The sequence below is a fragment of the Streptomyces sp. NPDC021093 genome (genome assembly GCF_044333135.1).
Taxonomy (GTDB): Bacteria; Actinomycetota; Actinomycetes; order Streptomycetales; family Streptomycetaceae; genus Streptomyces.
Genome location: NZ_JBIRQJ010000015.1, coordinates 275257 through 296973, shown reverse-complemented (window position 1 = coordinate 296973; position 21717 = coordinate 275257). Strand labels below are relative to the sequence as shown.

The window sequence follows — 21717 nt, the reverse complement described above, 5'->3', positions numbered from 1 at the left end:
TTCAGCGCCGGAGGGCCGCGACCGCGGTGTCGAAGGCCGAGTCGCGGTTCTTGGCGAATTCCTCCGGGGTGAAGACCGGGGTGCGCAGGTGGGGTGGGATGCCGGTGCCGTCGAAGGTGTGGCCCGAGCGGGTCAGGAACTGTTCGTTCGGGAGCCAGAACGCCATGTCGTTGGGGAGCTTGCGTTCCAGGACGTCGGGGGGAGACCCTCCCGGCAGCGGCCCGAACTCAGCCTTCTCGCTATGGGCTGGCACGTTGTGCGGGATCTCTCCGGAGACGGCCTGTCGGGCAGGCTCGGGTGGGTCTGCCCGACGGTGTGCAGTGTGTGACACCCTGCCCGAGCTTTCGGGTGAGGGTGGTGCCTGTGGTGTGGCTGGGCGGCCGGCTTACGGATGCTCAGCGATGGCTGGGTCCGCCGGTCAGTCGATGCCTTCGACGATGCGGAAGTCGCGCTCGAAGCCGTCGGGGAGGGCCACCAGCGCCTTCTGGTATGCCTCGCTCTCGTATGCCGCGACGGCCTGTTCAAAGTTGTCGAACTCGATCAGAATGACGCGTTGCGTGAGTCCGGCCTCGTGGGCGACGACTCGACCGCCAAGGGACAGGAGGCGGGACAGGACGCGCCCGCCCCCAGCTTGGACAGCCGGACCGGCCAGCTTGTCGTAGGCAGTCAGCTTCTCAGGGTCGGAAATGGCGGGGTAGACACTGACCCAGTAGCCCTTAGCCATGGAAACCTCCTGTGTTCGGCCGGACACTTCCGACTTCGAATTGACACTCAGACAGATCGATCCCGGTGACCGCTGCTGCGGTCGGTTGGATCGTCATATGCGCAGGCTAGGGCTTGATCTGCGGTCGGGGGAAAGACCGGTACGGGATAGGCTCAGAACGGATCGCTATCAATTGGCGGGGAGAGCACGTGGCGCCGGATACGGTGAGCCTGCGGTACTTCCTGGTGCTGGCGCAGGAGTTGAACTTCACCCGCGCGGCCGCACGGATCGGTATCGCACAGCCCGCACTCAGCGCCCGGATGCGCCGATTGGAGGCGGAACTCGGTACGGCCCTGCTGGTCCGCAACACGCGTAGCGTCGTATTGACCACGGCCGGTGCGGCTTTGATGGAGTCCGCGCCGCCCGCGCTGGCGGCGCTGGACCGGGCATGGGACACCGCCCGGAGCGCGGCGGCCGGTGAACTGGGCACGCTGCGCATCGGATACAGCCTCAGCGCCGGGGCCGAGACGGCACCGGCCCTGGTGGACAGGCTGATGCGCGGCAACAGCGGACTTGAGGTCGGCGCGGTCCCGATGGCGACACCGGAGATCTCCCCCGCGGTCGCCGACGGCCGCATCGATGCCGGGATCACCCGAGGTGAACAGCCGGGCCGTGGCGTGCGCCGGTTCCTGCTGCGGCGTGCGCGCATCGGGGTCCAGCTGGCGCAGCACCATCCGCTGGCCGAACACCCGGAGATCGAGATCGCCGACGCGGCCGCGTATCCGCTGCGACTCCCGGACCGTGCGGCCAACCCCGTGATCCACGATCAGCTGTCCGCAGTGTTCCGAGACACCCGACCGCGCCCCCGATTCCACACGCCCGCAGTCTCTTTCGACATGTCTCAGCGCGACCTGCGCGACGGGGTCACCCTCGCCCCGGCCGGAGAAGCCGCGGCCACGGCACAACCGGCCGGTCTCACCTGGCGACCGCTGCGAGGCGCGCCCAGCCTGACGATCCACCTGGTCCTCCCACGCGAGCAGTCACCGCTGCACCGCCGCATCCGTGCCGTCGCCAAAACCCTGGCGCACGAGCTGCACTGGCTGCCGGACTGACGCGCAAGAGGTCAAGCGAGACGGACGCCTGCGGTGGCGAGGCCGAAGACCTTGCGCCCGGCGGACTTCGCGGTGATGACGACGGCGGTCTTGCTGAATGTCCCACACGACCTCGCTAAGCCGGCGGACTTGAGCTTGTCCTACCTTCCAAGCGTGGGTCTGAGCCGGTCATTCGTAAGATCGGCGGACCCGGGGGTTCTGGGTATGGCTATGAGCTTGTCGCCGTTGGATGGTTCAAAGAACTTGGCCGCCCGGAGCCCCGCGACGACTCGACCGCTAATTGGGATACGCGACTTGATCGCTGTGTAGGACAACGTCGGCGAGGTCGTCTGCGGGATCGATGTGTGACGACGAGCTGGCGGAGGTGACCGTGCCCCACATCTGGGCCGGAGTGGACATCGGCAAGGAACACCACCACTGCGTGGTGGTCAACGACCGCGGCGAACGCCTCCTTTCACGTCGAGTCTTCAACGACGAACCAGTCCTGCTGGAGCTGATCGCAGATGTACTCGCCCTCTCCGAGGACGCCCTGTGGGCGGTGGACATCAACCACGGTGGTGCCGCCCTGCTCATCGGTCTCCTGCTCAGCCACGAGCAGCCGATGGTCTACATCACCGGCCTGGCCGTGCACCAGGCGTCGACGGCCTACCGCGGCCAGGGCAAGACGGATGAGAAGGACGCGTTTGTCATCGCCGACCAGGCACGCATGCGTCAGGACCTTGGTCTCCTTCGGCCCGGTGACGAGATAGCCGTCGACCTGCGCATCCTCACCGCCCGCCGCCTCGACCTGGTCAACGACCGAACTCGTCAGACCAACCGGTTGCGGGCCCAGCTTCTGGAGTTCTTCCCAGCTTTGGAGCGCACGCTGAACCTGAGCAAGAAGGGTCCGGTCGTCCTGCTGACCGGCTACCAGGTGCCGGCCGCGATTCGGCGCAGCGGGACCCGGCGAATCGGAACCTGGCTGAAGAACCGCAAGGTGAAGAACGCTGTCGCGCTCGCCGAGACAGCTGTTGAGGCGGCCAGGGTCCAGCACACCGCCCTGCCGGGAGAGACCCTCGCGGCCGCCATGGTCGCCCGCATCGCCAAGGGCGTGCTGGCCCTCGACGAGGAAATCGCCGAACTCGACGCGCTCATCGAGGCACGGTTCAACGAGCACCGACACGCAACGGTGATTCGAAGTCTGCCGGGCATGGGCACCCTCCTTGGTGCCGAGTTCATCGCCGCCACCGGTGGCGACCTGGAGGCTTTCGGCACGGCCGACCGGCTTGCGTCCTTCGCTGGCCTTTCGCCCGTGCCGCGGGACTCCGGCCGTGTCAGCGGCAACATGCGTCGCCCGCGCCGCTACCACCGCGGCCTGCTTCGGGCCTTCTACCTCTCCGCGATGGCCAGCCTGAGAACCTGCTCCGCCTCCCAGGCTTACTACGGGCGCAAACGGAACGAGGGAAAGGGACACAAGCAGGCTCTGCTGGCTTTGGCCCGTCGACGGGCGAACGTCTTGTGGGCCATGATCCGAGACGGAGCGTGCTATCAGGTACTACCAACCGTCACGGCGGCGGCTTGACATCGTCATTGGGAAGTTCTTTATCTACGGGCATGACGCAGAGCTGCCAGCGTCTCGAAGTGTCTGCCCTGCGTGACGGCCGTGCCGCTGTCGCGGCAGCTGCAATCCAATCGACGCGGCACGGCCTTGCTCCGGAGAATCAGCACATGAGCCTCAATGTGGATACCTACGTATACAAAGCCAACGGCGAGTGGGACCTTCTGGAAGATCCCGACGACGACTACAGCAGGACCATGGCCGGATTCGAGAACACACGAAGCAAGCTGTGGGGCTCTGAAGCGGTTCGGGCGCTGGGGACTCGCTTCTTTCCCCGGCTCGACGGCGGCAACCTCCAGGTCGAGCCGGGTGAGATCGACGACTTCCTGACCGAGTGCGAAGCGATACGCCCGCACTTCGATCACCTTGCTGAAGTCAGCGGCTACGGCACGGAGTACATCACCCGATGCTTCAACAACATCGTTGCCGCCTCCGTGCGAGCCAAGGCCGAGGGCGGCGGTGTCATCGTCTGGTGAGCTTGAGCTTTGCCCTCGGGCGACGCAGAGTCAGGATCTACCGGGGCTGCCGATGGCCTGGCCGTGGTCCAGGACGGCGAGATCCGCTGGGAGTTGACGGTCGGGGCTGAGCCGATGGGCTGAGCGGACCGCCGGAGAGCGGGAGCACCGGATAGTGGGGGCGCCGCCCGCGCATTCCCCGTCGTCCGAGCTTCCGCTTCGCCGCACCGCACAGGTGATTCGTCTGCATAGCGGCGGCATGCCGCCGTCATACCTGCTGTGCTGGGCATAGCCCTCATAAGGGGCAACAGTGGAAATCGTTCGGTTTCGGGAAAAGGGGTCCTCTATGCACAGGTGGAAACGGCTCGCCAGGATGACCGTCGTCGCAGGCTCGGCGTTCGTCCTGGTGGCAGGGGTGTCGACCAGTGCCCAGGCGGCGTCGGGCACCTTCTTCTACAACCGGGCCGACACGGGCTTCCGGGTCCCGATCGCCGATCCGCCGGACGACACGTGTGTCCCGCTGGACGGTGGGGCGGGCATTGCCGACAACGGCACCGACACCCAGGCCGTGCTCTTCCGCGACACGGAGTGCATGGTCCCGCAGGACTCGCTGGCGCCCGGCGGGAGTGGCGCCTACGGCGGAGCCACGGTTCCGCATGCGGTGATCTTCACCGGATAGCGAGCACGGTGGCGGAACACCTTGGGGCGCTCTCGGCGCCCCAAGGTTCCGCTTCCCCGCGTACGCCGCCGGTATCAGTACGGGCGGGTCGCCCGCGGCCAGAACGGCCAGAGCAGATGGTGCTGGCCCTCTCCAGCGGGGCACTCTGGACAACCATGGCTGAAGCGCATGTACGTACGGCCTACGGGGCGTGGGGCGGGTCTGGGCCGGGGCCTGTTACGGGCAGTCGAGGCGTCAGCGCAGAAGCTGGGTGCTTCCCGGGTCGGAGCCGTCCTGGATCTCTTCGCCCGTGACCGCGGGCGATCTCTCGATGGGAGAATCGGGGCCGTGGCGATCGGATCCGGTGACTTTGAGCTGACCATGGACGAGTTGCGTGTCGTCGCACACTACGTTCTGGAGAGCGCTGAGGGAGTTCTTCCTGTGTTCGAGGACGCCCACCCCGGCGATCCTCGACCTCGTGCAGCCATCAACGCCGCACAGGAATTCGTGAACGGCGCGAGAAGGACCAGACTTCAGCGCATCGCCTCCTTGGACGCCCACCGGGCGGCGAAGGAGGCGACCACGGAGGCCGCGCGGCTCGCTGCACGCGCCGCCGGAGATGCCGCCTCTGCGGCCTATCTCCATCCGATCGCGAAGGCCACCCAAGTCGGTCACATCCTGAGAGCCGCCGCAAGCGCCGCGCGCGTAGGAGAGCTGAACGCGGGCGATGATTTCGCCGTCGGGCTCCGGCTGATCGAGGAGGCTCGACAACGCGCCGTACCCGTCCTGATCGATGTCCTGAACAGATACCCGCCGGCGCCGACGGGCAAGAGCCGTGCCGCACAGCTCATGACCATCCTGGACACGTCCCTGCGCATACCCCGCCGAACCGAGGGTCAGCCACAACACCGCGGCTGACTCCTCGTCGACAACCGCGGCCGTTCCGGGTCCGGCCGCCAGGTCCCGTGCGGCGCCCTCTCCTGCAACCCCCTCAGCGCCGGAGGGTCGCGACCGCGGTGTCGAAGGCCGAGTCGCGGTTCTTGTCGAATTCTTCCGGGGTGAAGACCGGTGTGCGCAGGTGGGGTGGGATGCCGGTGCCGTCGAAGGTGTGGCCCGAGCGGGTCACGAGCTGCTCGTTGGGGAGCCAGAAGGCCATGTCGTTGGGGAGCTTGCGTTCCAGGACGTCGGAGAAGACGCCCTGTGTGGGCTCGCCAATGCGCACGGTCTTGCCGGGCCGGTTGATGAGGGCCTGGGTGAAGGTCTCGGCCGCGCTGATCGTCGTCCCCGCGGTCAGCACGGCGACCGGGCCGGTGTAGCGGGGGGCGCCCTGTTCGGGTGTCACCCGGACGGGCTGGGGAGGGGTGTACTGGGTGCGCCTGCTGTAGGCGAGGTACGGGGTGTCGGTGAGGCGTTCGGCGATGCGTACGCCGAGGGCCTCGTAGCCGCCGCCGTTGGTCCGTACGTCGATGATCAGCCCCTTGAGGGACGCAGTGCGCTCCGCGGTGAGGATGCTGTTCAGCGCCTTGTCGAGTTCGGCCAACTGGGCAGCGTACGACGGGTCCTTGGGGTGGAATCCGCCGAACGCCGAGATGCGGAGATAGCCCTGCTCGCCGGGCAGGTCCGCATAGCTGACCTGGCCGTTCGCGAATTCCTGCGGCTTCTTGCCGTGGAGGTCACGCCGCACGATGTGGTTCTTGACCTTGGTTTCCAGCTCCGGGGTGAGCAGGGTCGTGCCGGGACGTATCTGGACGAAGAAGCGGTCGCCGTCGTAGACGACGACATGCGCGTCGTACAGCGGTTTCACCATGTCGCCGAAGAGGGAGAGCAGCTCGGTCCTGGTCGTTCCCGCGTGCACCTTGGGGCGGAAGGTGTCCCGTACGGCGTGCCAGTCGATGCCCTTGGCCACGAAGAAGGGGTAGTTCTCCTCGAAGGTCTGCCAGAAGGTGTCGAACGCCGTGAGGGGGTCCTTGGCCATCGGCTGCCGGCACGCCTGTGGGAGCTCCGCCAGCCGGTGCAGCGTCCTGTCCCCCGACGAACCGGCCACGCGCAGCGTCCCCGGCTGCCGGACGGTGAAGACTGTTCCGCCGGCGGTGCTGTACGTGCCCGGGGCCGTCCGGTTCGCGACGGCGCCCTGCACACAGCTCACCGCTGTCGTCTGGTACTCCTGCAGGTGTCCGTCCGCGATCGTCAGGACGGTGTCGTAGCCGTCCATGCGCCAGATCCCGTCGGCAGTCGCAGGCTGCGGTGCTGCCGCCGCGGGCGCCATCACCGCGCCTACAAGTGCCGCTGTTATCAAGGTCGTTACGATCTTCGAACGCCTGCGTCGCACGGTTCCCCTTTCCCGGTAAGGGGGACAGCCCCCTTGAGCCACTGACAACCTACAGCCACTCACGTAACAGGTACCGGGGCGTCCCGGTGGCTGCTGGTGACGGCCGTCCGGGTCGTGAGCAGCTTCACCGGTGTGTCGAGGGCGAGGACGGTTCTGGTGTCCGAGGTGTACGGAGTCCAGCCGAGCGTGCCCGCCGGGTCGGGGTCGCCGCTGCGGGCGAAGGCGGTCCAGGCGTTCTGCGTGTGCTCGGTGAGGTACCGGATGTCCCATGGGTCCGTGCCCTCCAGTAGCGCGGAGGTCCGCCAGTCCGCCACGTTGCCGAAGAGGAAGGGGAGTTCGGCGCAGTGGCAGGCGCCGAGCCGGCCGTACCACCCGGTGCAGGGGTGCCGCCACTGGTAGACGTAGGCCGGGCGGGCCGTTGTCGCGCGGTGTTCGGCGATGTCGAAGTGGTGTGCCGCGAACGTGTCGGTGATCACGCGGCTCAGCAGCCTGGCGGGAGGTTCGCCGGGGTGCTGCGCGGCGTGGCGCAGGTAGGCGGCGGCGTCCTTCGGCAGCCGGGGGGCCTCATCGGTGTCCCACAGGGCTGTCACCTCGGGGAAGAAGAGGGCTTCTTCGGTCGTGCAGCCGATCATCAGCTCGATGTGGTCGAGGCTTCCGGCCAGCGCTGCCCGCCCCGGTGGGGTCGTGAGCAGCCCGCCGTCGGCCACCGGGGCGAACGGGCTGGCGCCGAAGTCGGGTTGGTGCCAGCGCCGCACGGTTTCGTTCTGGGCGTGCAGCAGCCGGTCGACGGACAGGGCGCGCAGGTCGTGCAGGTCGCCGCCGGGTATCCCCGCGGCGTCGAGGAACAGCGCGGTGACCTCCGCCGCGCGGTCCGGGCCGTGGTGGTCCTCGTCGATGGGCGCGCTCTGCACGATGGCGCGGGTGAACAGCCGGCGTGCGTGCGGCACCGTGCCGAGGGCCAGGATCGAGTACGCACCGGCGGACTGGCCGAAGAGGGTCACGCTGTCCGGGTCGCCGCCGAAGGCCCGTATGTTCTCCTGCACCCATTCCAGTGCCGCTATCTGGTCCTGCAGGCCGAAGTTGGCCTCCGTGGTGTGCTCCGGCACGTGGAGGTAGCCGAGGGCGCCGAGGCGGTAGTTGAGGCTGACCACGACGACATCGCCTCGGCGTGCCAGTTCCGTACCCGCGTAGTGCGGGGCCGAGCCGGCGCCGATCAGGAAGCCGCCGCCGTGCAGCCACACCATCACGGGCAGCCGGTCTCCGGGGTCCTTAGCCGGGGTCCATACGTTCACCGTCAGGCAGTCCTCGCCCTGCCCGGGCAGGGGCTGCGGGAAGATGCGGCCTATCGCGGTTTCGGGTGGGAAGGGTGCCTGCACCGCGGCGATTCCGGGGCGGTCGGCCGGGCGTGTCCCTTCCCAGGGTGCGGGCCGCTGCGGCGGGGCGAACCGCAACTCGCCCACCGGGGGCGCGGCGTAGGGCATTGCCAGGAACGCGGCGATGTCCCCGGACCACCGGCCTTCGACCCGGCCCTGGCCAGTACGGACGACGGGGCCTGCGGCTCCTCGGGGCTGTTCCATCGGTTGCTCCTCCTGTCGTGGACGTGGATACCGGTACGGCTGTGGGTGTCTATTGGTCCGCCCTCGCTCCGCCTCCGGGCGGGCCGAGGGCGTCGAGGACGGCTTCGGCGACTTCCTCGGGGGTGCGGCCCTCGGTGCTGACCACCGCTCGGGCGACTTCGGCGTACAACGGGCGCCGTTCCTCCATCAGTTCACGCCACCGCTGACGCGGATCGACGCTGAGCAGCGGGCGCGGTGCGTCCGGGGCCACCCGTCTGACCGCCTCGTCGAGGCCCATCTTCAGGAGGACGACGGGCAGTTCGGCCAGGAGCACGCGGGTGGCGGCGTCCAGCACCGCGCCGCCGCCGAGTGCCAGCACGCCGCTGTGTCCGGCGACCGCCGCACGGACCGCGTCCCGTTCCAGGCGGCGGAAGTGCTCCTCGCCGTCGTCGGTGAAGATCTCCGGGATCTCCTTGCCCGCCGTCGCCACGATGTCGGCGTCGGTGTCCCGGAACGCCACACCGAGTCGTTCGGCCAGCACCCGTCCGGTCGTGGTCTTGCCCACGCCCATCGGGCCGACCAGGACAACGGCCGGCCCGCCTGCAGCAGCCGTCACCGGATGGCCAGATTGTCGAGGAACGACACCACGTTGCGGCGGGTCTCCGGCACGCTGTCGCCACCGAACTTCTCCACCACCGCATCCGCCAGCACCAACGCCACCATCGCCTCCGCCACGATCCCGGCCGCCGGCACCGCACACACGTCGGAGCGCTGGTGGTGCGCCCTGGTCGCCTCGCCCGTCGCCACGTCCACGGTCGCCAGCGCACGCGGCACGGTCGCGATCGGCTTCATCGCCGCCCGCACCCGCAGCAGTTCACCCGTGGTCAGCCCGCCTTCCGTACCGCCCGAGCGGCCGGAGGCGCGCCTGATGCCGTTCTCGGTGCCGACGATCTCGTCGTGCGCCCGGGAGCCCGGCACCCGGGCCAGGGCGAAGCCGTCACCGACCTCCACACCCTTGATGGCCTGAATGCCCATCAGGGCCGCGGCCAGCCGCGCGTCCAGGCGCCGGTCCCAGTGCACGTGCGAGCCCAGTCCCACCGGCACCCCGTGGGCCAGCACCTCCACCACGCCGCCCAGGGTGTCGCCGTCCTTGTGCGCCTGGTCGATCTCGGCGACCATCGCCTTGCTCGCGTCCGCGTCCAGGCAGCGCACCGGGTCCGCGTCCAGCCGCTCCACGTCCGCGGGCCCGGGGATGACGCCGTACGGGGCTCTGGCCGCCGCCAGCTCCACCACGTGCGAGACGATCTCGATTCCCGCCGTCTCCTTCAGGAACGACCTGGCCACCGCCCCCAACGCCACCCGGGCCGCCGTCTCGCGCGCCGAAGCCCGCTCCAGGACCGGCCGGGCCTCGTCGAAGCCGTACTTCTGCATGCCCGCCAGATCCGCATGCCCGGGGCGCGGCCGGGTCAGCGGTGCGTTGCGCGCCGACTGCGCCAGCACCTCCGCCGCCACCGGGTCCGCCGACATCACCTGCTCCCACTTCGGCCACTCGGTGTTGCCCACCATCACGGCGACCGGCGAACCCAGTGACAGTCCGTGCCGCACCCCGCCCAGGAACGTCACCTCGTCCCGCTCGAACTTCATCCGGGCGCCCCGCCCGTAGCCCAGCCGGCGCCGCGCCAACGCGTCCGCCACCAGCTCAGTGGTGATCGGCACGCCGGCCGGAAGACCCTCCAGCGTCGCCACGAGTGCGGGGCCGTGCGACTCCCCCGCCGTCAGCCAGCGCAACCTGCTCAATGTCGCTCCTTCGCCGTCTCCCGTACCTGGACCGGGAGTTCGTATGCTGGAAAGAGACGTCGCAGCTCTGCGTGGAAGCCGGGAAAGGTCTTGGCCACACAGTGCGGATCGTCCAGGGAGATGACGCCCGGGGCGGCGAGCCCGAGGACCGAGAACGCCATCGCGATGCGGTGGTCGCGGTGACAGGCGACACGGGCGGGACGCGGCACCCCCGGGTGGACGGTGATCCAGTCCTCCCCCGACGCGGTCTCGATGCCGCAGGCGCCCAGGGCCTGAGCGACGGCGGCGATGCGGTCGGACTCCTTCAGCCGCGCGTGCCCGATGCCACGGATCGTGATGGGGCCATCGGCGAGCGGTGCGATGGCGGCGAGGGTCATGAAGGTGTCCGAGATCTCGCCCATGTCGACGGTGAAACCGCCGCGCAGGCGCCCCGTCCCGGTCACCGTCGTCGCCGTACGGTCCGCCCGTACCCGCGCACCGGCCTGCGCCAGCACGTCCACGAACCGCACATCGCCCTGGAGGCTTTCGAGGCCCAGGCCCTGAACCGTGATCGTCCGTCCCGTGACGGCGGCCGCGGCGAAGAGGTAGGAGGCCGTGGACGCGTCGGGTTCGACCACCGTGTCGGTGGCGGTGTATCCGCCGGGCGCCACCTGGAAGGAGCCGTCCTCCTCCTGGGTGACCTGCGCGCCGAAGCGTCGCATCAGGGTCACGGTCATGTCGACGTACGGGCGGCTGACCAGAGCGGTGCCCCTGATGAGCAGTCCGTGGCGCATCAGGGGTGCTGCCATCAGCAGGCCGCTGAGGTACTGGCTGCTCATGGAGGAGTCCACAGTGATCTCTCTGCCGGTGAGGCCGTGCGCACGGATCAGCGTGGGCAGGGAACCGCCGGGTGCCGTTTCCACTTCGGCGCCGAGCTCCAACAGCGCGTCAAACAAAGGGAGTTGGGGGCGGGCTCGTAGCTGCGGGGAGCCGTCGAAGACATAGGTCCCCTGTCCGGTGGCCGCGAAGGGTGGCAGGAAACGCGCGGCGGTCCCCGCGTCCGCACACCACACCCGGGCCCCGCCGCGTGGCCCGCGCCCCACCCCGGTCACCTCCCAGTACGCGTCCGTCGTACCGGACTTCACCGGGATGCCGAGTGCGGTCAGGGCGTGCCGGAAGGCGAGGGTGTCGTCGCTGACGAGCGGTGCCCGCACCCGGCTGGTGCCCTCGGCGGCCGCGGCCAGCAGCAGGATCCGGTTCGTCAGACTCTTCGAGCCGGGGATCCGCGCGCTCGGCGCGGCGTGCCCGCGCCCGCTGCCGTGTGTGGTCATGACCGGCTCCGGGCAGCAGCTCGGACGGACACACGGGCGGCGGCGGTGACGGCGTCGGCGGTGAGACCGAATTCGCGGAGGAGGACCTTGCCGTCGGCGGAGGCGCCGAAGTGCTCCAGCGAGACGATCCGGCCCGCGTCGCCCACGTACTTGTGCCAGGTCAGGCCGATACCGGCCTCGACCGCCACCCGGGCCTTGACCGACGGCGGAAGGACGCTGTCCCGGTAGGCCTGGTCCTGCTCCTCGAACCACTCCACCGACGGCATCGACACGACCCGGGTCGGGATGCCGGCGGCCTGGAGCTCCTCGCGCGCCTCGACGGCGAGCTGGACCTCGGAACCGGTACCGATCAGGACCACCTGCGCGGTCCCGCCGTCGGCCTCGAAGAGGACGTAACCGCCGCGGGCGGCGTCCTCGTTGGCCTCGTAGGTGGGTACGCCCTGACGCGTCAGCACGAGGCCGGTGGGGGCGCCCTTGCCGAAGACCTTCGTGTACCGCTTCAGGATCTCGCGCCAGGCGATCGCGGTCTCGTTGGCGTCGGCCGGGCGGACCACGTTCAGGCCCGGGATCGCGCGCAGCGAGGCCAGGTGCTCGACCGGCTGGTGGGTGGGGCCGTCCTCGCCGAGACCGACCGAGTCGTGCGTCCACACGTACGTCACCGGCAGGTGCATCAGCGCGGAGAGACGGACGGAGTTGCGCATGTAGTCGGAGAACACCAGGAAGGTGCCGCCGTAGATACGGGTGTTGCCGTGCAGCGCGATGCCGTTCATCTCGGCGGCCATCGAGTGCTCGCGGATACCGAAGTGGACCGTGCGGCCGTACGGGTCCGCCTCCGGCAGCGGATTGCCCGCGGGCAGGAACGACGACGACTTGTCGATCGTCGTGTTGTTCGACCCCGCCAGGTCGGCGGAACCGCCCCACAGCTCCGGGATGACCGCACCGAGCGCGGCCAGGACCTTGCCGGAGGCCGCGCGGGTGGCGATCCCCTTGCCGGTCTCGAAGGCCGGGAGCTTCTCCTCCCAGCCCGCGGGCAGCTCGGCCGCCGCAATGCGGTCGAACTCGGCCGCGCGCTCCGGGTTCGCGGTGCGCCAGGCGGCGAAGCCCTTCTCCCACTCGGCCTTCGCCTGCGCACCCCGGTCCAGCGCCTCGCGGGTGTGCGCGAGGACCTCGTCGGAGACCTCGAAGGACTGCTCCGGGTCGAAGCCCAGCACACGCTTGGTGGCCGCGACCTCCTCGTCACCCAGCGCCGAGCCGTGCGAGGCCTCGGTGCCCTGCGCGTGCGGCGCGGGCCAGGCAATGATCGAGCGCATCGCGATGAACGAGGGCCTGTCGGTGACGGCCTTCGCCTGCTGGATCGCGTTGTACAGGGCCTCGGGGTCGAGGTCGCCGTCCGGCTTCGGAGCCACGCGCTGGACGTGCCAGCCGTAGGACTCGTACCGCTTCATGGTGTCCTCGGAGACCGCCGTCTCCGTGTCACCCTCGATCGAGATGTGGTTGTCGTCCCACAGCAGGACCAGGTTGCCGAGCTTCTGGTGCCCGGCCATCGACGACGCCTCCGCCGAGATGCCCTCCTGCAGACAGCCGTCACCCGCGATCGCGAAGATGAAGTGGTCGAACGGCGACTCACCCAGCGCGGTGTCCGGGTCGAACAGGCCGCGCTCGTAGCGGGCGGCCATCGCCATGCCCACCGCATTGGCCACGCCCTGGCCGAGCGGTCCTGTCGTGGTCTCGACACCGACCGTGTGCCCGTACTCCGGGTGCCCCGGGGTCTTCGAACCCCAGGTGCGGAACGCCTTCAGGTCGTCCAGCTCCAGGCCGAAACCGGCCAGGTACAGCTGGGTGTAGAGAGTGAGGGACGAATGGCCCGCGGAAAGGACGAAGCGGTCACGGCCCGTCCAGTCGGCGTCCGCCGGATCGTGCCGCATCACCTTCTGGAAAAGGGTGTACGCGGCCGGCGCCAGGCTCATCGCCGTACCAGGATGGCCGTTGCCGACCTTCTGTACGGCGTCCGCGGCCAGGACGCGGGCGGTGTCTACGGCCCGCTGGTCCAATTCGGTCCAGTCGAGGGCGGGAAGGCCCGTGGAGGGCAGGGCATCAGACGTGATCATGAGTGACTCGTCTCCGTGGAGGGCAGGCGCAGTCCGCGGTGGATGTCGAGGGCGGCAGTGGAGTGGTTGAGGGTGATGTAGTGCAGACCGGGCGCTCCCTCGTCGAGGAGGCGCTGCGCCAGCGCGGTGGCGTGCTCGACGCCGATGCGGTGGGACTCCTGGGGGTCGTGCCGCGCGGTGTGCAGACGCAGGCCGAGGCCGGCGGGGAAGGTCGCGTTGCTCAGTTCGGCGAAGCGGCTGATCTGGTCGTGGCGGGTGGCCGGCATGATCTCCGGGATGACCGGGGTGTCGCACCCGGCGGCGGCCAGCCGGTCGCGCAGCCGGAGGTAGTCCTCGGCGTCGAAGAACATCTGGGTGACGGCATAGTCCGCGCCCGCCCGGCACTTGGCGATGAAGTGCCGGATGTCGCTGTCCCAGTCGGGCGAGCGGGGGTGCCGCTCGGGGAAGGCGGCGACACCGATGCTGAAGTCGCCCAGCTCGCGCACCAGGCGGACCAGGTCGGCGGCGTGTGCCAGACCCTCCGGATGCCGGGTCCACGGTCCTTGGGGGTCACCTGGCGGGTCACCGCGCAGGGCCAGTACGTCGCGGATGCCGGCGTCGGCGTAGCGGCCGATGATCTGCCGCAGTTCGGCGACGGAGTGGCCGACCGCGGTGAGGTGGGCGACCGGGTGCAGCGTGGTGTTCTCCGCGATCTTCTGGGTGAGGGCGGCGGTGCGTTCCCGTGAGGAGCCGCCCGCCCCGTACGTCACGGAGACGAAGGCCGGGTCCACGGCTTCGATGCGGCGCAGGGCCTGCCACAGCGCCTGTTCGCCGCGGTCGGTCCTGGGCGGGAAGAACTCGAAGGAGTACGAGCGGTTTCCGGCCGCGATCAGCTCTGCCGGGCCGCGCCGGGCGGTGGCCTGCGTCAGGACGCTCATCGGCGCTCCCCGGTCGGCAGTGTGTCCGGCGCGTACTCCGTGCCGGTTGGGTAGGTGCCGGTTGGGGAACTGCCGGTTCCGTGGGTGCCGGTTCCGTGGGTGCCGGTGAGCAGGTGGTGGGTGCGGTCGGGTGTGGGGGCGTAGGTCTGGGTGCCCACGGCCGACAGGGCCAAGGCGGCCTGGGCCGCGCCTCTTTGGGCGCATCGCACGGGGTCGTGGCTCACGAGGGCGATGCGCACAGGGGCGAGGCCCTCGGCGAGGGCGGCCAGGTATCCGGCGCGGAAGGCGTCGCCTGCTCCGGTCGGATCGGCGACGGTGTCCACGGGGACGGCGGGGATGTCGGTGGCCGGCTCATCCGCCCGTTCGACACGGCTGCCCTTCTCGCCGAGGGTGGTGATCCAGGTGCCGACCCGCCGCAGCACGTCGGCGTGGCGCCAGCCGGTCTTGTGCAGGAGCAGTTCGCGCTCGTCCTCGTTGGTGAACAACAGGCTTGCCCCGTCGACCAGTTCGCGGATCTCAGGGCCTTCGAGCCGGGCCAGCTGCTGGGACGGGTCGGCGATGTGGGGGATGCCGAGAGTGCGGCAGGCCCGGGTGTGGCGGAGCATCGCGGCCGGGGCCTCGGCGCCGACCAGTACGAGATCGGATCCGCCACGCGGGCGCAGCACACCGGCCAGGTCGATGTCGGCGGCCTCCGCCATCGCGCCCGCGTAGAAGGAGGTGAGGCAGTTGCCGACCGGGTCGGTGGTGCGCAGGAAGCGGGGCGTGTGCCGGGTGGCCGAGACATGGACGCCGGAGGTGTCCACTCCGAGCTCCGTCAGCCGACGGCCGTAGGCCTGGAAGTCCGCGCCCACCGCCGCGACGAGGAGCGGGCGGTGGCCGAGGCAGGCCAGGCCGTAGGCGATGTTCGCGGCGGCGCCGCCGTCCCGGATCACCAGGTCGTCGACGAGGAACGACACCGAGATCCGGTCCAGCTTGTCGGCCAGCAGCTGGTCGCTGATACGTCCGGGGAACATCATGAGGTGGTCGGTGGCGACCGAACCGGTAACGGTGATCCGCATGTCAGACCCCCGCAGCGGTGCGCAGCGCGTCGGCGCGGTCGGCGCGCTCCCAGGTGAAGTCGGGCAGCTCGCGGCCGAAGTGGCCGTAGGCGGCGGTCTGCGCGTAGATCGGGCGGAGCAGGTCCAGGTCGCGGATGATCGCGGCCGGGCGCAGGTCGAAGACCTCGGCGATGGCCTGCTCGATACGGGCCTGCGGAACGACCGCGGTGCCGAAGGTCTCGACGAAGAGACCGACCGGCTCTGCCTTGCCGATCGCGTACGCGACCTGCACCTCGCAGCGGGACGCCAGCCCTGCCGCGACCACGTTCTTGGCCACCCAGCGCATCGCGTACGCCGCCGAACGGTCCACCTTCGACGGATCCTTGCCCGAGAACGCACCACCACCGTGCCGGGCCATGCCCCCGTACGTATCGATGATGATCTTGCGGCCGGTGAGGCCCGCGTCGCCCATCGGGCCACCGATCTCGAACCTGCCGGTCGGGTTCACCAGCAGCCGGTAGCCGTCCGTCTCCAACTTGACGCCGCTGTCGGAGAGTTCGGCCAGTACGTGCTCCACGACGTGCTCGCGGACGTCCGGGGTCAGCAGCGAGTCGAGGTCAATGTCGCTCGCGTGCTGCGAGGAGACGACGACCGTGTCCAGGCGGGCCGCCCGGCTGCCCAGGTACTCGACGGTGACCTGGGTCTTGCCGTCCGGGCGCAGGTACGGGACGGTCCCGTTCCTGCGCACCTCGGAGAGGCGGGCAGCGAGCCGGTGCGCCAACTGGATGGGCAGCGGCATCAGTTCGGGTGTTTCGTCGCAGGCGTAGCCGAACATCAGGCCCTGGTCGCCCGCGCCCTGCCGGTCCAGCTCGTCCCCCTCCGCACCTGCGGCGGCACCCTCGACCCGCTGCTCGTAAGCGGTGTCGACGCCCTGCGCGATGTCCGGGGACTGCGCACCGATGGACACCGAGACACCGCACGAAGCGCCGTCGAAACCCTTCGCCGACGAGTCGTAGCCGATGGACAGGACCGTGTCCCGGACCAGAGCGGCGATATCGGCGTAGGCCGTGGTGGTCACCTCACCGGCCAGATGCACCTGGCCGGTGGTGATCAGCGTTTCGACGGCGACCCGGGAGGCCGGGTCCTGGGCGAGGAGCGCGTCGAGGACGGCGTCGCTGATCTGGTCGGCGATCTTGTCGGGGTGGCCCTCGGTGACGGACTCAGAGGTGAACAGGCGGCGGGACACGGGTACTCCATGGGGTCGCAGCGGCTGCTGACTGATGGCGGTGCGGGGTGTGGATCGACGTGGGCGGTTCGGCCCTGTGACGCGGGTGCGCGGGTGCGCGGGTGCGGGAGTGAGTGAGTAGGTGGGTGGGCCGGAGGCCCCTGCCGGGGGGGGGGCGGGGGGGGCGCTCCGGCCCGGGGACGCGGATCAGCCGGTGCGGGTCGGGGGATGAGGCCCGCACCGGCGGGCAGTGGATCGCCGGGGGGGCTGCCCTCCGCGTCCTGTTCATGGGGGGAGCGGCCGTTGGCCTGCTCCCGGGCGAGGTCGGTGTCTCCTTGCGGAGTACCGGCTCAGTTCCCGAAGTTCCCGCCCGGCGGGGTGAGGGAGGCGCGGGAGTTGAGCTCTTCCGCGGCACCGGTGGTGCGCCGGTAGGAGTCGGTGACCTTGGCGATGGAGGTGCCGGAGCGGCCACCGGCACCGCGCCGTCCCACCCGGTCCATCTCACGGTTGGCGAGCACGATCGCGGAGGTGACTTCCCGCCGCTCCTTCTCGTAGCGGGCCAGCGCGGTGACCGGGTCGTCCGTCGTGGCGAGTTCGTAGGCCAGGACTCGGGCGTCGATGATGGCCTGGGTGCCGCCGTTGGCACCGGAGGGGTAGCCGGGGTGTGCGGCGTCACCGAGCAGGGTGACCCGGCCGTGTCCCCAGGACGGGAGCGGATCCCGGTCGACCATCGGGTATTCGAGGATCTGCTCGCTGCCGGTGATGAGCTCCGGCAGCTCGGCCCAGTCGAACTTCCAGTCCGCGTAGTGCGGAAGGATGTCTTCCGCCGTGCCGGGGCGGTTCCAGTTGACGTCGCCGCCGAGCGGGCCGGGTGTGCCTCCCGGCACCAGGCAGACCCAGTTGACCGACGTGCGGCCGCGCGCCAGGGCGGCGTGGGAGATCTGGTACGCCACGAACTGGACGTTCTGCTCGTCGGCGGCGATGACGACGGCGTTCCCCGGCGGGAAGGACTCGACCTCGGTCACACCCCGCCACATCGTGACGCCGTTCCACTGGAGCGGTCCCTGATCCGGGTGGAGCAGGGCGCGCACCGTCGAGTGGATTCCGTCCGCGGCGACGAGCACGCCGCCCTCGATCAGCTCCCGGTGGCCGTCGGCCCGGTCCAGTACGTGGGCGTGGACCGCGCCGGGGGTCTGCTCGAATCCCTGGACCTGGATACCCGTACGCACCGCGTCGGGGCCCATTCGTTCCCGTACCGCCTTCAGCAGCAGCATCTGGAGTTCGCCGCGATGGATCGAGTACTGGGGCCACTTGTAGCCGGCGGCCAGTCCTCGCGGTTCGGTGAACAGGGTCGTGCCGTGGTGGTCGGCGAAGAGATGTCCGGCTGCGGGAACACCCGTGGCGGCCAGTTCGTCGGCCAGGCCCAGCTCGGTCAGCTCCCGCACGGCGGCGGGCTGGAGGTTGATGCCCACGCCGAGCGGCCTGATCTCACGAGCGCTCTCCAGGACGAGCGGCTCGAATCCTGCGGCGTGCAGGCTGAGGGCTGCGGTCAGACCGCCTATGCCGCCTCCGACGATGACGACGTCCGCGGATTGTGAAGTTCCCATGTCTCCTTCTTCGGGATGGACCGGGTCGCTGCACGTGGCGCGGCCCGGGGTACGGCCTACGCTTCCGGGACCAGTACCAGGGCGGTGTTCTCCATCGGCAGTTCCACGGAGCGCTCGACGGTCAGACCGGAGCGGGCGGCCAGGCCGTGGTAGTCGCTCAGGGTGCGCTGGCTGCCGCCGTTGAGCACCAGCAGGTGCAGGTCCCACAGCGGGGCCAGCAGGCCGGTGCCGTCGTCCTGTACGACTCGCTCGATGATCAGCAGCCGGGAGTGGGCGGACATGGCCGAGCGGACCCTGTTCAGTACCCGTACGCAGTCGTCGTCGCCCCAGTCGCCCAGGACCCGCGACAGCAGGTAGGTGTCGGCGCCCGCGGGCAGCTCGTCGGCGAACATGTTGCCCGCGATGAGCTCGACGCGTTCGGTGCCGACCGTCTGCTCAAGGTGCTTGCGGGCGATGGGGATGGTGTGTTCGAGGTCCACGAGGGTGCCGCGGGTCTGCGGTGCCGCGCGCAGCACCGTGGACAGCAGCTGCCCGCTCCCGCCTGCGATGTCCACCACGTGGGAGCTCTGGGAGAAGTCGACGGTCTCCGGTACGGCGTCGAAGAAGAAGTTGCTGGCCTGCATGGTCCGTTGGAAGCGGCCGGCTGCTTCCGGGTCGTCCCGCAGGTAGGAGATGAGCGACTGCCCGTACACGGCCTCGAAGGCCGGTTCTCCGGTACGGAAGGTCACTTGGGCGTGTCCCCAGGCCTGGTAGAACTCCTCGCCGTACAGCAGGCACATGTCGCGCAGCGAGTCAGGCCGGTCGCGCAGCAGATCTCCCGCCGCCGTGTTGCGGTACCCGGTCTCCTCGGTCCCTTCGACGATCTCCAGCCGGGCGAGCAGACGCAGCAGGCGGCGTGTGATGCCCTCGTCGGTTCCGGCGGCACGGGCGAGCTCCGCGCTGTCGGTGTGCCCCGCTGCGATGAGGTCGGGCAGGCCCAGTTTGGTTGCGGCGTAGACGGCCTGGGTGCGCCATGCGGCGGTGATGAGGTCGACCGTGACGCGGGCGGCCTCGGTGTCTATGGCCATGGTCAGTGTCCGTTCGTCGTCGGAGTCGGAAAAGGCGAGGGAGGCGGAGAAGCCCGGTAGGTCAGGGAGGTCAGGAGGGGATCCAGTCCCGCCGGATGTGGGGGGTGTCGATGCTCAGCGAGCGCATGTGCTCGATCGGATTGGTGTACTCCCGGCTGGACTTGATCCGTCCGTCTTCGAGGGTGAACCCGTGGATGAAGTGGTTGCTGTAGTGGCCGACGGGATAGTCCGGGAACCGGATCGTGCCTTCCCCGTCGCACTCCACCCAGATGACGTTGGGGTTCTGGGTCTCGTAGATCTCCACGTTGGTCCACTCCCAGTCGGGCAGGACCTTCAGCGAGAGTTCGCCGTGCTTCCTGAGCTTCTCGCGGCCCTGCACCGTGATCGGCCGTCCGATGTCGGTGTAGAAGAGGGACGCGGTGCCGTCGTCGGTGTAGAGGGTGTAGCGCCGCAGCCGGGCTTCCTCGCCGGTGCGCATGTAGTTCTCCACGGCCTCGCGGTTGCGGGCCCGCAGGTCGAGGTCCCCGGTGAAGGGGGAGGGGGTCGGGCGGTCGGTCATGGCGTCTCCCATTCGTCGGGGTGGTCGTTCACAGCGGGCGGCCGGCGGGCCGTACCCGCACCGGTGTCACGGCTGGAGCCTGCTGATCGCCCAGCCGTCGCCGGAGCGGTCGTAGCGCAGCCGTTCGTGCAGCCGGTCGGTACCGTTGGCCCAGAACTCGACGACGGCGGGCTCCAGTTGGTAGCCGATGTACGAGGCGGGGCGCGGCAGCGGCTCACCGAGGTCGCTGAGGAACGCGGCCTCCTTGCGCAGCGCCTCCAGGTGTTCGAGGCTCTCCAGCGGCTCGCTCTGGTGGGCGACCGTCGTCATGGCGTGGGTGAAGGTGGGCCTGGCCGCCCACAGTGCGTCGGCGTCGGTGTCGGGGAGGCGTCGCGTCGGGCCGGCGACGGTGATCTGCTGACTCGTCTCCCGCCAGTACAGGACGCCGGAGGCCCACGGGTTGGCCGCCAGGTCACGGTCCTTCTGACTGCCGTCGTGGGTGGCGAAGACCAGCCCGGCGTCCGTCACCCTGTTCACCACGACGATCCGCGACGAGCTCGCGCCGTGCCCGTCCGATGTGGCCAGTGCCAGTGCCAGCGGCTCGCGGACCCGGTGCCGGGCCGCGCCGTCGAGCCAGTGGCGCAGCAGCCCGATCGGCTCGGCCGGCGGGGTGGCGTACTCGGGGAAGTCGATGTCCACCGTTCCGGTCAGGGACTCCGACCTGGTGCTGCTCACAGGTGCCTCCGTCGGGAGAGGGAAACGGTGCCGGGATCGCGGTGTGCGGGGTTCACAGGCACAGCGTCCCTTCGATGACGACGACGCCGTTGCCGCCGACCTCCACGGTGTCGACCCGGTCCCCCTCGCCCCTGACCAGTGCGTACATCGGTGAGGGGCGGCCCATCTCGACGCCCTGGGTGATCTCGATCCGCTGCCCGTAGGCGGCCAGGCCGTGCCGGGCGAGGTGGATCGCGATGGGTCCTGCGGCGGATCCGGTGGCCGCGTCCTCGACCACGCCGTACGCGGGCGAGAACATCCGGTTGCGCCAGTGCGTGCCGGACCCGGCGTAGCAGTTGGCCGCCATGTCCGGGAACTGTGCGAGGGCACGGTGGTCGGGGTGGAGCGCGGAGAGGGCCTCGATGCTCTCCAGGCCCACCAGGACGTGCCGCGGGCCGTTGCGGTAGATCTCCACGGGCAGTGTGGAACTGCTGATGCCCAGTGCGGCCAGCAGTTCGTCGGTGCGGTCGAAGGGCTCCCAGGACGGCACCGGCTGCCGCATCGTGGCCGCCGTCACCTGCCCTCCCGAGCGCTGCAGTTCGAAGGGGATGATGCCCATGGCGGTCTCCAGCCGCAGTTGGTCGCTCTCGGTCCGCCTGCCGAGCGCGATGGCGGTGCCCAGGAGCGGGTGCCCGGCGAACGGGAGCTCGTTGACCGGGGTGAACACCCTGATGTGTGCGTCGCCGCCCTGCTTGGGTTCGAGCACGAAGGTGGACTCCGAGAGGTTCATCTCCTGTGCGATGCGCTGCATGAGCTCGGTGGGGAGATCGTCACTGTCGGCGAACACCGCTACGGGGTTGCCCGTGAGGGGTTTGCTGGCGAAGGCGTCGACGACGACGTACGAATGCATCGGTTCTCCAACTGATCACGATGTGATCCATCACGGTGTGTCACATCACGGTGTGGAAAGGGGAGTTGGGTGCGTCC

Annotated in this window: 20 protein-coding genes and 2 pseudogenes; 6 read left to right on the top strand and 16 right to left on the bottom strand. The window is 69.8% G+C overall.

All coding sequences use genetic code 11. The annotated features are described in order from the left end of the window. Nucleotide 1 precedes the first annotated feature (1 nt). Nucleotides 2–196: pseudogene (locus ACH4SP_RS37700) on the bottom strand (protease); the annotation flags it as partial. A 222-nt stretch (nucleotides 197–418) separates the two neighbouring features. Then, nucleotides 419–724: a DUF1330 domain-containing protein gene (locus tag ACH4SP_RS37695; protein ID WP_398422105.1), complete on the bottom strand. Its 306-nt coding sequence runs from the start codon at nucleotides 722–724 to the stop codon at nucleotides 419–421. Nucleotides 725–912: 188 nt separating this feature from the next. On the opposite strand from ACH4SP_RS37695, the gene ACH4SP_RS37690 reads away from it, so the two are divergent. From ACH4SP_RS37690 to ACH4SP_RS37665, 6 genes and pseudogenes are all read left to right on the top strand, one after another. Beyond that, entirely contained in the window at nucleotides 913–1815 is a 903-nt protein-coding gene (locus ACH4SP_RS37690) for a LysR family transcriptional regulator (protein WP_398422103.1), read from the top strand. 340 nt (nucleotides 1816–2155) lie between these two features. Next, complete coding sequence (locus ACH4SP_RS37685) at nucleotides 2156–3376, top strand: IS110 family transposase (RefSeq protein ID WP_398422101.1); 1221 nt, start codon at nucleotides 2156–2158, stop codon at nucleotides 3374–3376. A 146-nt stretch (nucleotides 3377–3522) separates the two neighbouring features. Further along, nucleotides 3523–3888: a hypothetical protein gene (locus ACH4SP_RS37680; protein WP_398422099.1), complete on the top strand. Its 366-nt coding sequence runs from the start codon at nucleotides 3523–3525 to the stop codon at nucleotides 3886–3888. A 325-nt stretch (nucleotides 3889–4213) separates the two neighbouring features. After that, nucleotides 4214–4546 (top strand): hypothetical protein, encoded by a 333-nt coding sequence (locus ACH4SP_RS37675; protein ID WP_398422097.1) that lies wholly within the window; start codon nucleotides 4214–4216, stop codon nucleotides 4544–4546. A gap of 21 nt (nucleotides 4547–4567) precedes the next feature. Further along, nucleotides 4568–4801: pseudogene (locus ACH4SP_RS37670) on the top strand (GNAT family N-acetyltransferase); the annotation flags it as partial. Between the two features lie 72 nt (nucleotides 4802–4873). After that, nucleotides 4874–5443: a putative immunity protein gene (locus ACH4SP_RS37665; RefSeq protein WP_398422138.1), complete on the top strand. Its 570-nt coding sequence runs from the start codon at nucleotides 4874–4876 to the stop codon at nucleotides 5441–5443. 73 nt (nucleotides 5444–5516) lie between these two features. Here ACH4SP_RS37665 and ACH4SP_RS37660 read toward each other — a convergent pair whose 3' ends face one another. From ACH4SP_RS37660 to ACH4SP_RS37595, 14 genes are all read right to left on the bottom strand, one after another. Beyond that, nucleotides 5517–6791, bottom strand: coding sequence for a S41 family peptidase (locus tag ACH4SP_RS37660; RefSeq protein WP_398422135.1), 1275 nt, complete (start codon nucleotides 6789–6791; stop codon nucleotides 5517–5519). Between the two features lie 122 nt (nucleotides 6792–6913). Further along, entirely contained in the window at nucleotides 6914–8431 is a 1518-nt protein-coding gene (locus ACH4SP_RS37655) for a carboxylesterase/lipase family protein (RefSeq protein ID WP_398422095.1), read from the bottom strand. A 49-nt stretch (nucleotides 8432–8480) separates the two neighbouring features. Next, a complete protein-coding gene (locus ACH4SP_RS37650; RefSeq protein ID WP_398422093.1) occupies nucleotides 8481–9026 on the bottom strand; it encodes a shikimate kinase in 546 nt (181 codons plus the stop codon). After that, complete coding sequence (aroC, locus tag ACH4SP_RS37645; protein WP_398422091.1) at nucleotides 9023–10207, bottom strand: chorismate synthase; 1185 nt, start codon at nucleotides 10205–10207, stop codon at nucleotides 9023–9025. Before aroC ends, ACH4SP_RS37650 begins: the two co-directional genes overlap by 4 nt. Continuing rightward, nucleotides 10204–11517 (bottom strand): 3-phosphoshikimate 1-carboxyvinyltransferase, encoded by a 1314-nt coding sequence (gene aroA / locus ACH4SP_RS37640; RefSeq protein ID WP_398422089.1) that lies wholly within the window; start codon nucleotides 11515–11517, stop codon nucleotides 10204–10206. Before aroA ends, aroC begins: the two co-directional genes overlap by 4 nt. After that, nucleotides 11514–13625 (bottom strand): transketolase, encoded by a 2112-nt coding sequence (tkt, locus tag ACH4SP_RS37635; protein WP_398422087.1) that lies wholly within the window; start codon nucleotides 13623–13625, stop codon nucleotides 11514–11516. Before tkt ends, aroA begins: the two co-directional genes overlap by 4 nt. Then, nucleotides 13622–14542, bottom strand: coding sequence for a methylenetetrahydrofolate reductase [NAD(P)H] (metF, locus tag ACH4SP_RS37630; protein ID WP_398422085.1), 921 nt, complete (start codon nucleotides 14540–14542; stop codon nucleotides 13622–13624). The genes tkt and metF overlap by 4 nt, the downstream gene beginning before the upstream one ends. Continuing rightward, the gene (locus ACH4SP_RS37625; protein WP_398422083.1) at nucleotides 14539–15600 is read right to left on the bottom strand and encodes a carbohydrate kinase family protein; all 1062 of its coding nucleotides are present in this window, start codon (nucleotides 15598–15600) and stop codon (nucleotides 14539–14541) included. Before ACH4SP_RS37625 ends, metF begins: the two co-directional genes overlap by 4 nt. A 1-nt stretch (nucleotide 15601) precedes the next feature. Beyond that, nucleotides 15602–16825 carry a methionine adenosyltransferase gene (metK, locus tag ACH4SP_RS37620; RefSeq protein WP_398422081.1) on the bottom strand — a complete coding sequence of 408 codons (1224 nt, stop codon included), beginning with the start codon at nucleotides 16823–16825 and terminating at the stop codon, nucleotides 15602–15604. A 329-nt stretch (nucleotides 16826–17154) separates the two neighbouring features. Continuing rightward, on the bottom strand, nucleotides 17155–18411 hold the full coding sequence (locus tag ACH4SP_RS37615) for a flavin-dependent oxidoreductase (RefSeq protein WP_398422079.1): 1257 nt from the start codon (nucleotides 18409–18411) through the stop codon (nucleotides 17155–17157). 56 nt (nucleotides 18412–18467) lie between these two features. Continuing rightward, a complete protein-coding gene (locus ACH4SP_RS37610; protein ID WP_398422077.1) occupies nucleotides 18468–19478 on the bottom strand; it encodes a methyltransferase in 1011 nt (336 codons plus the stop codon). A gap of 70 nt (nucleotides 19479–19548) precedes the next feature. Then, nucleotides 19549–20037, bottom strand: coding sequence for a PhzA/PhzB family protein (locus tag ACH4SP_RS37605; protein WP_398422075.1), 489 nt, complete (start codon nucleotides 20035–20037; stop codon nucleotides 19549–19551). A 66-nt stretch (nucleotides 20038–20103) separates the two neighbouring features. Further along, nucleotides 20104–20751: a phenazine biosynthesis FMN-dependent oxidase PhzG gene (gene phzG / locus ACH4SP_RS37600; RefSeq protein WP_398422073.1), complete on the bottom strand. Its 648-nt coding sequence runs from the start codon at nucleotides 20749–20751 to the stop codon at nucleotides 20104–20106. 52 nt (nucleotides 20752–20803) lie between these two features. Further along, nucleotides 20804–21640, bottom strand: coding sequence for a PhzF family phenazine biosynthesis protein (locus ACH4SP_RS37595; protein ID WP_398422071.1), 837 nt, complete (start codon nucleotides 21638–21640; stop codon nucleotides 20804–20806). Between the last annotated feature and the right edge of the window lie 77 nt (nucleotides 21641–21717).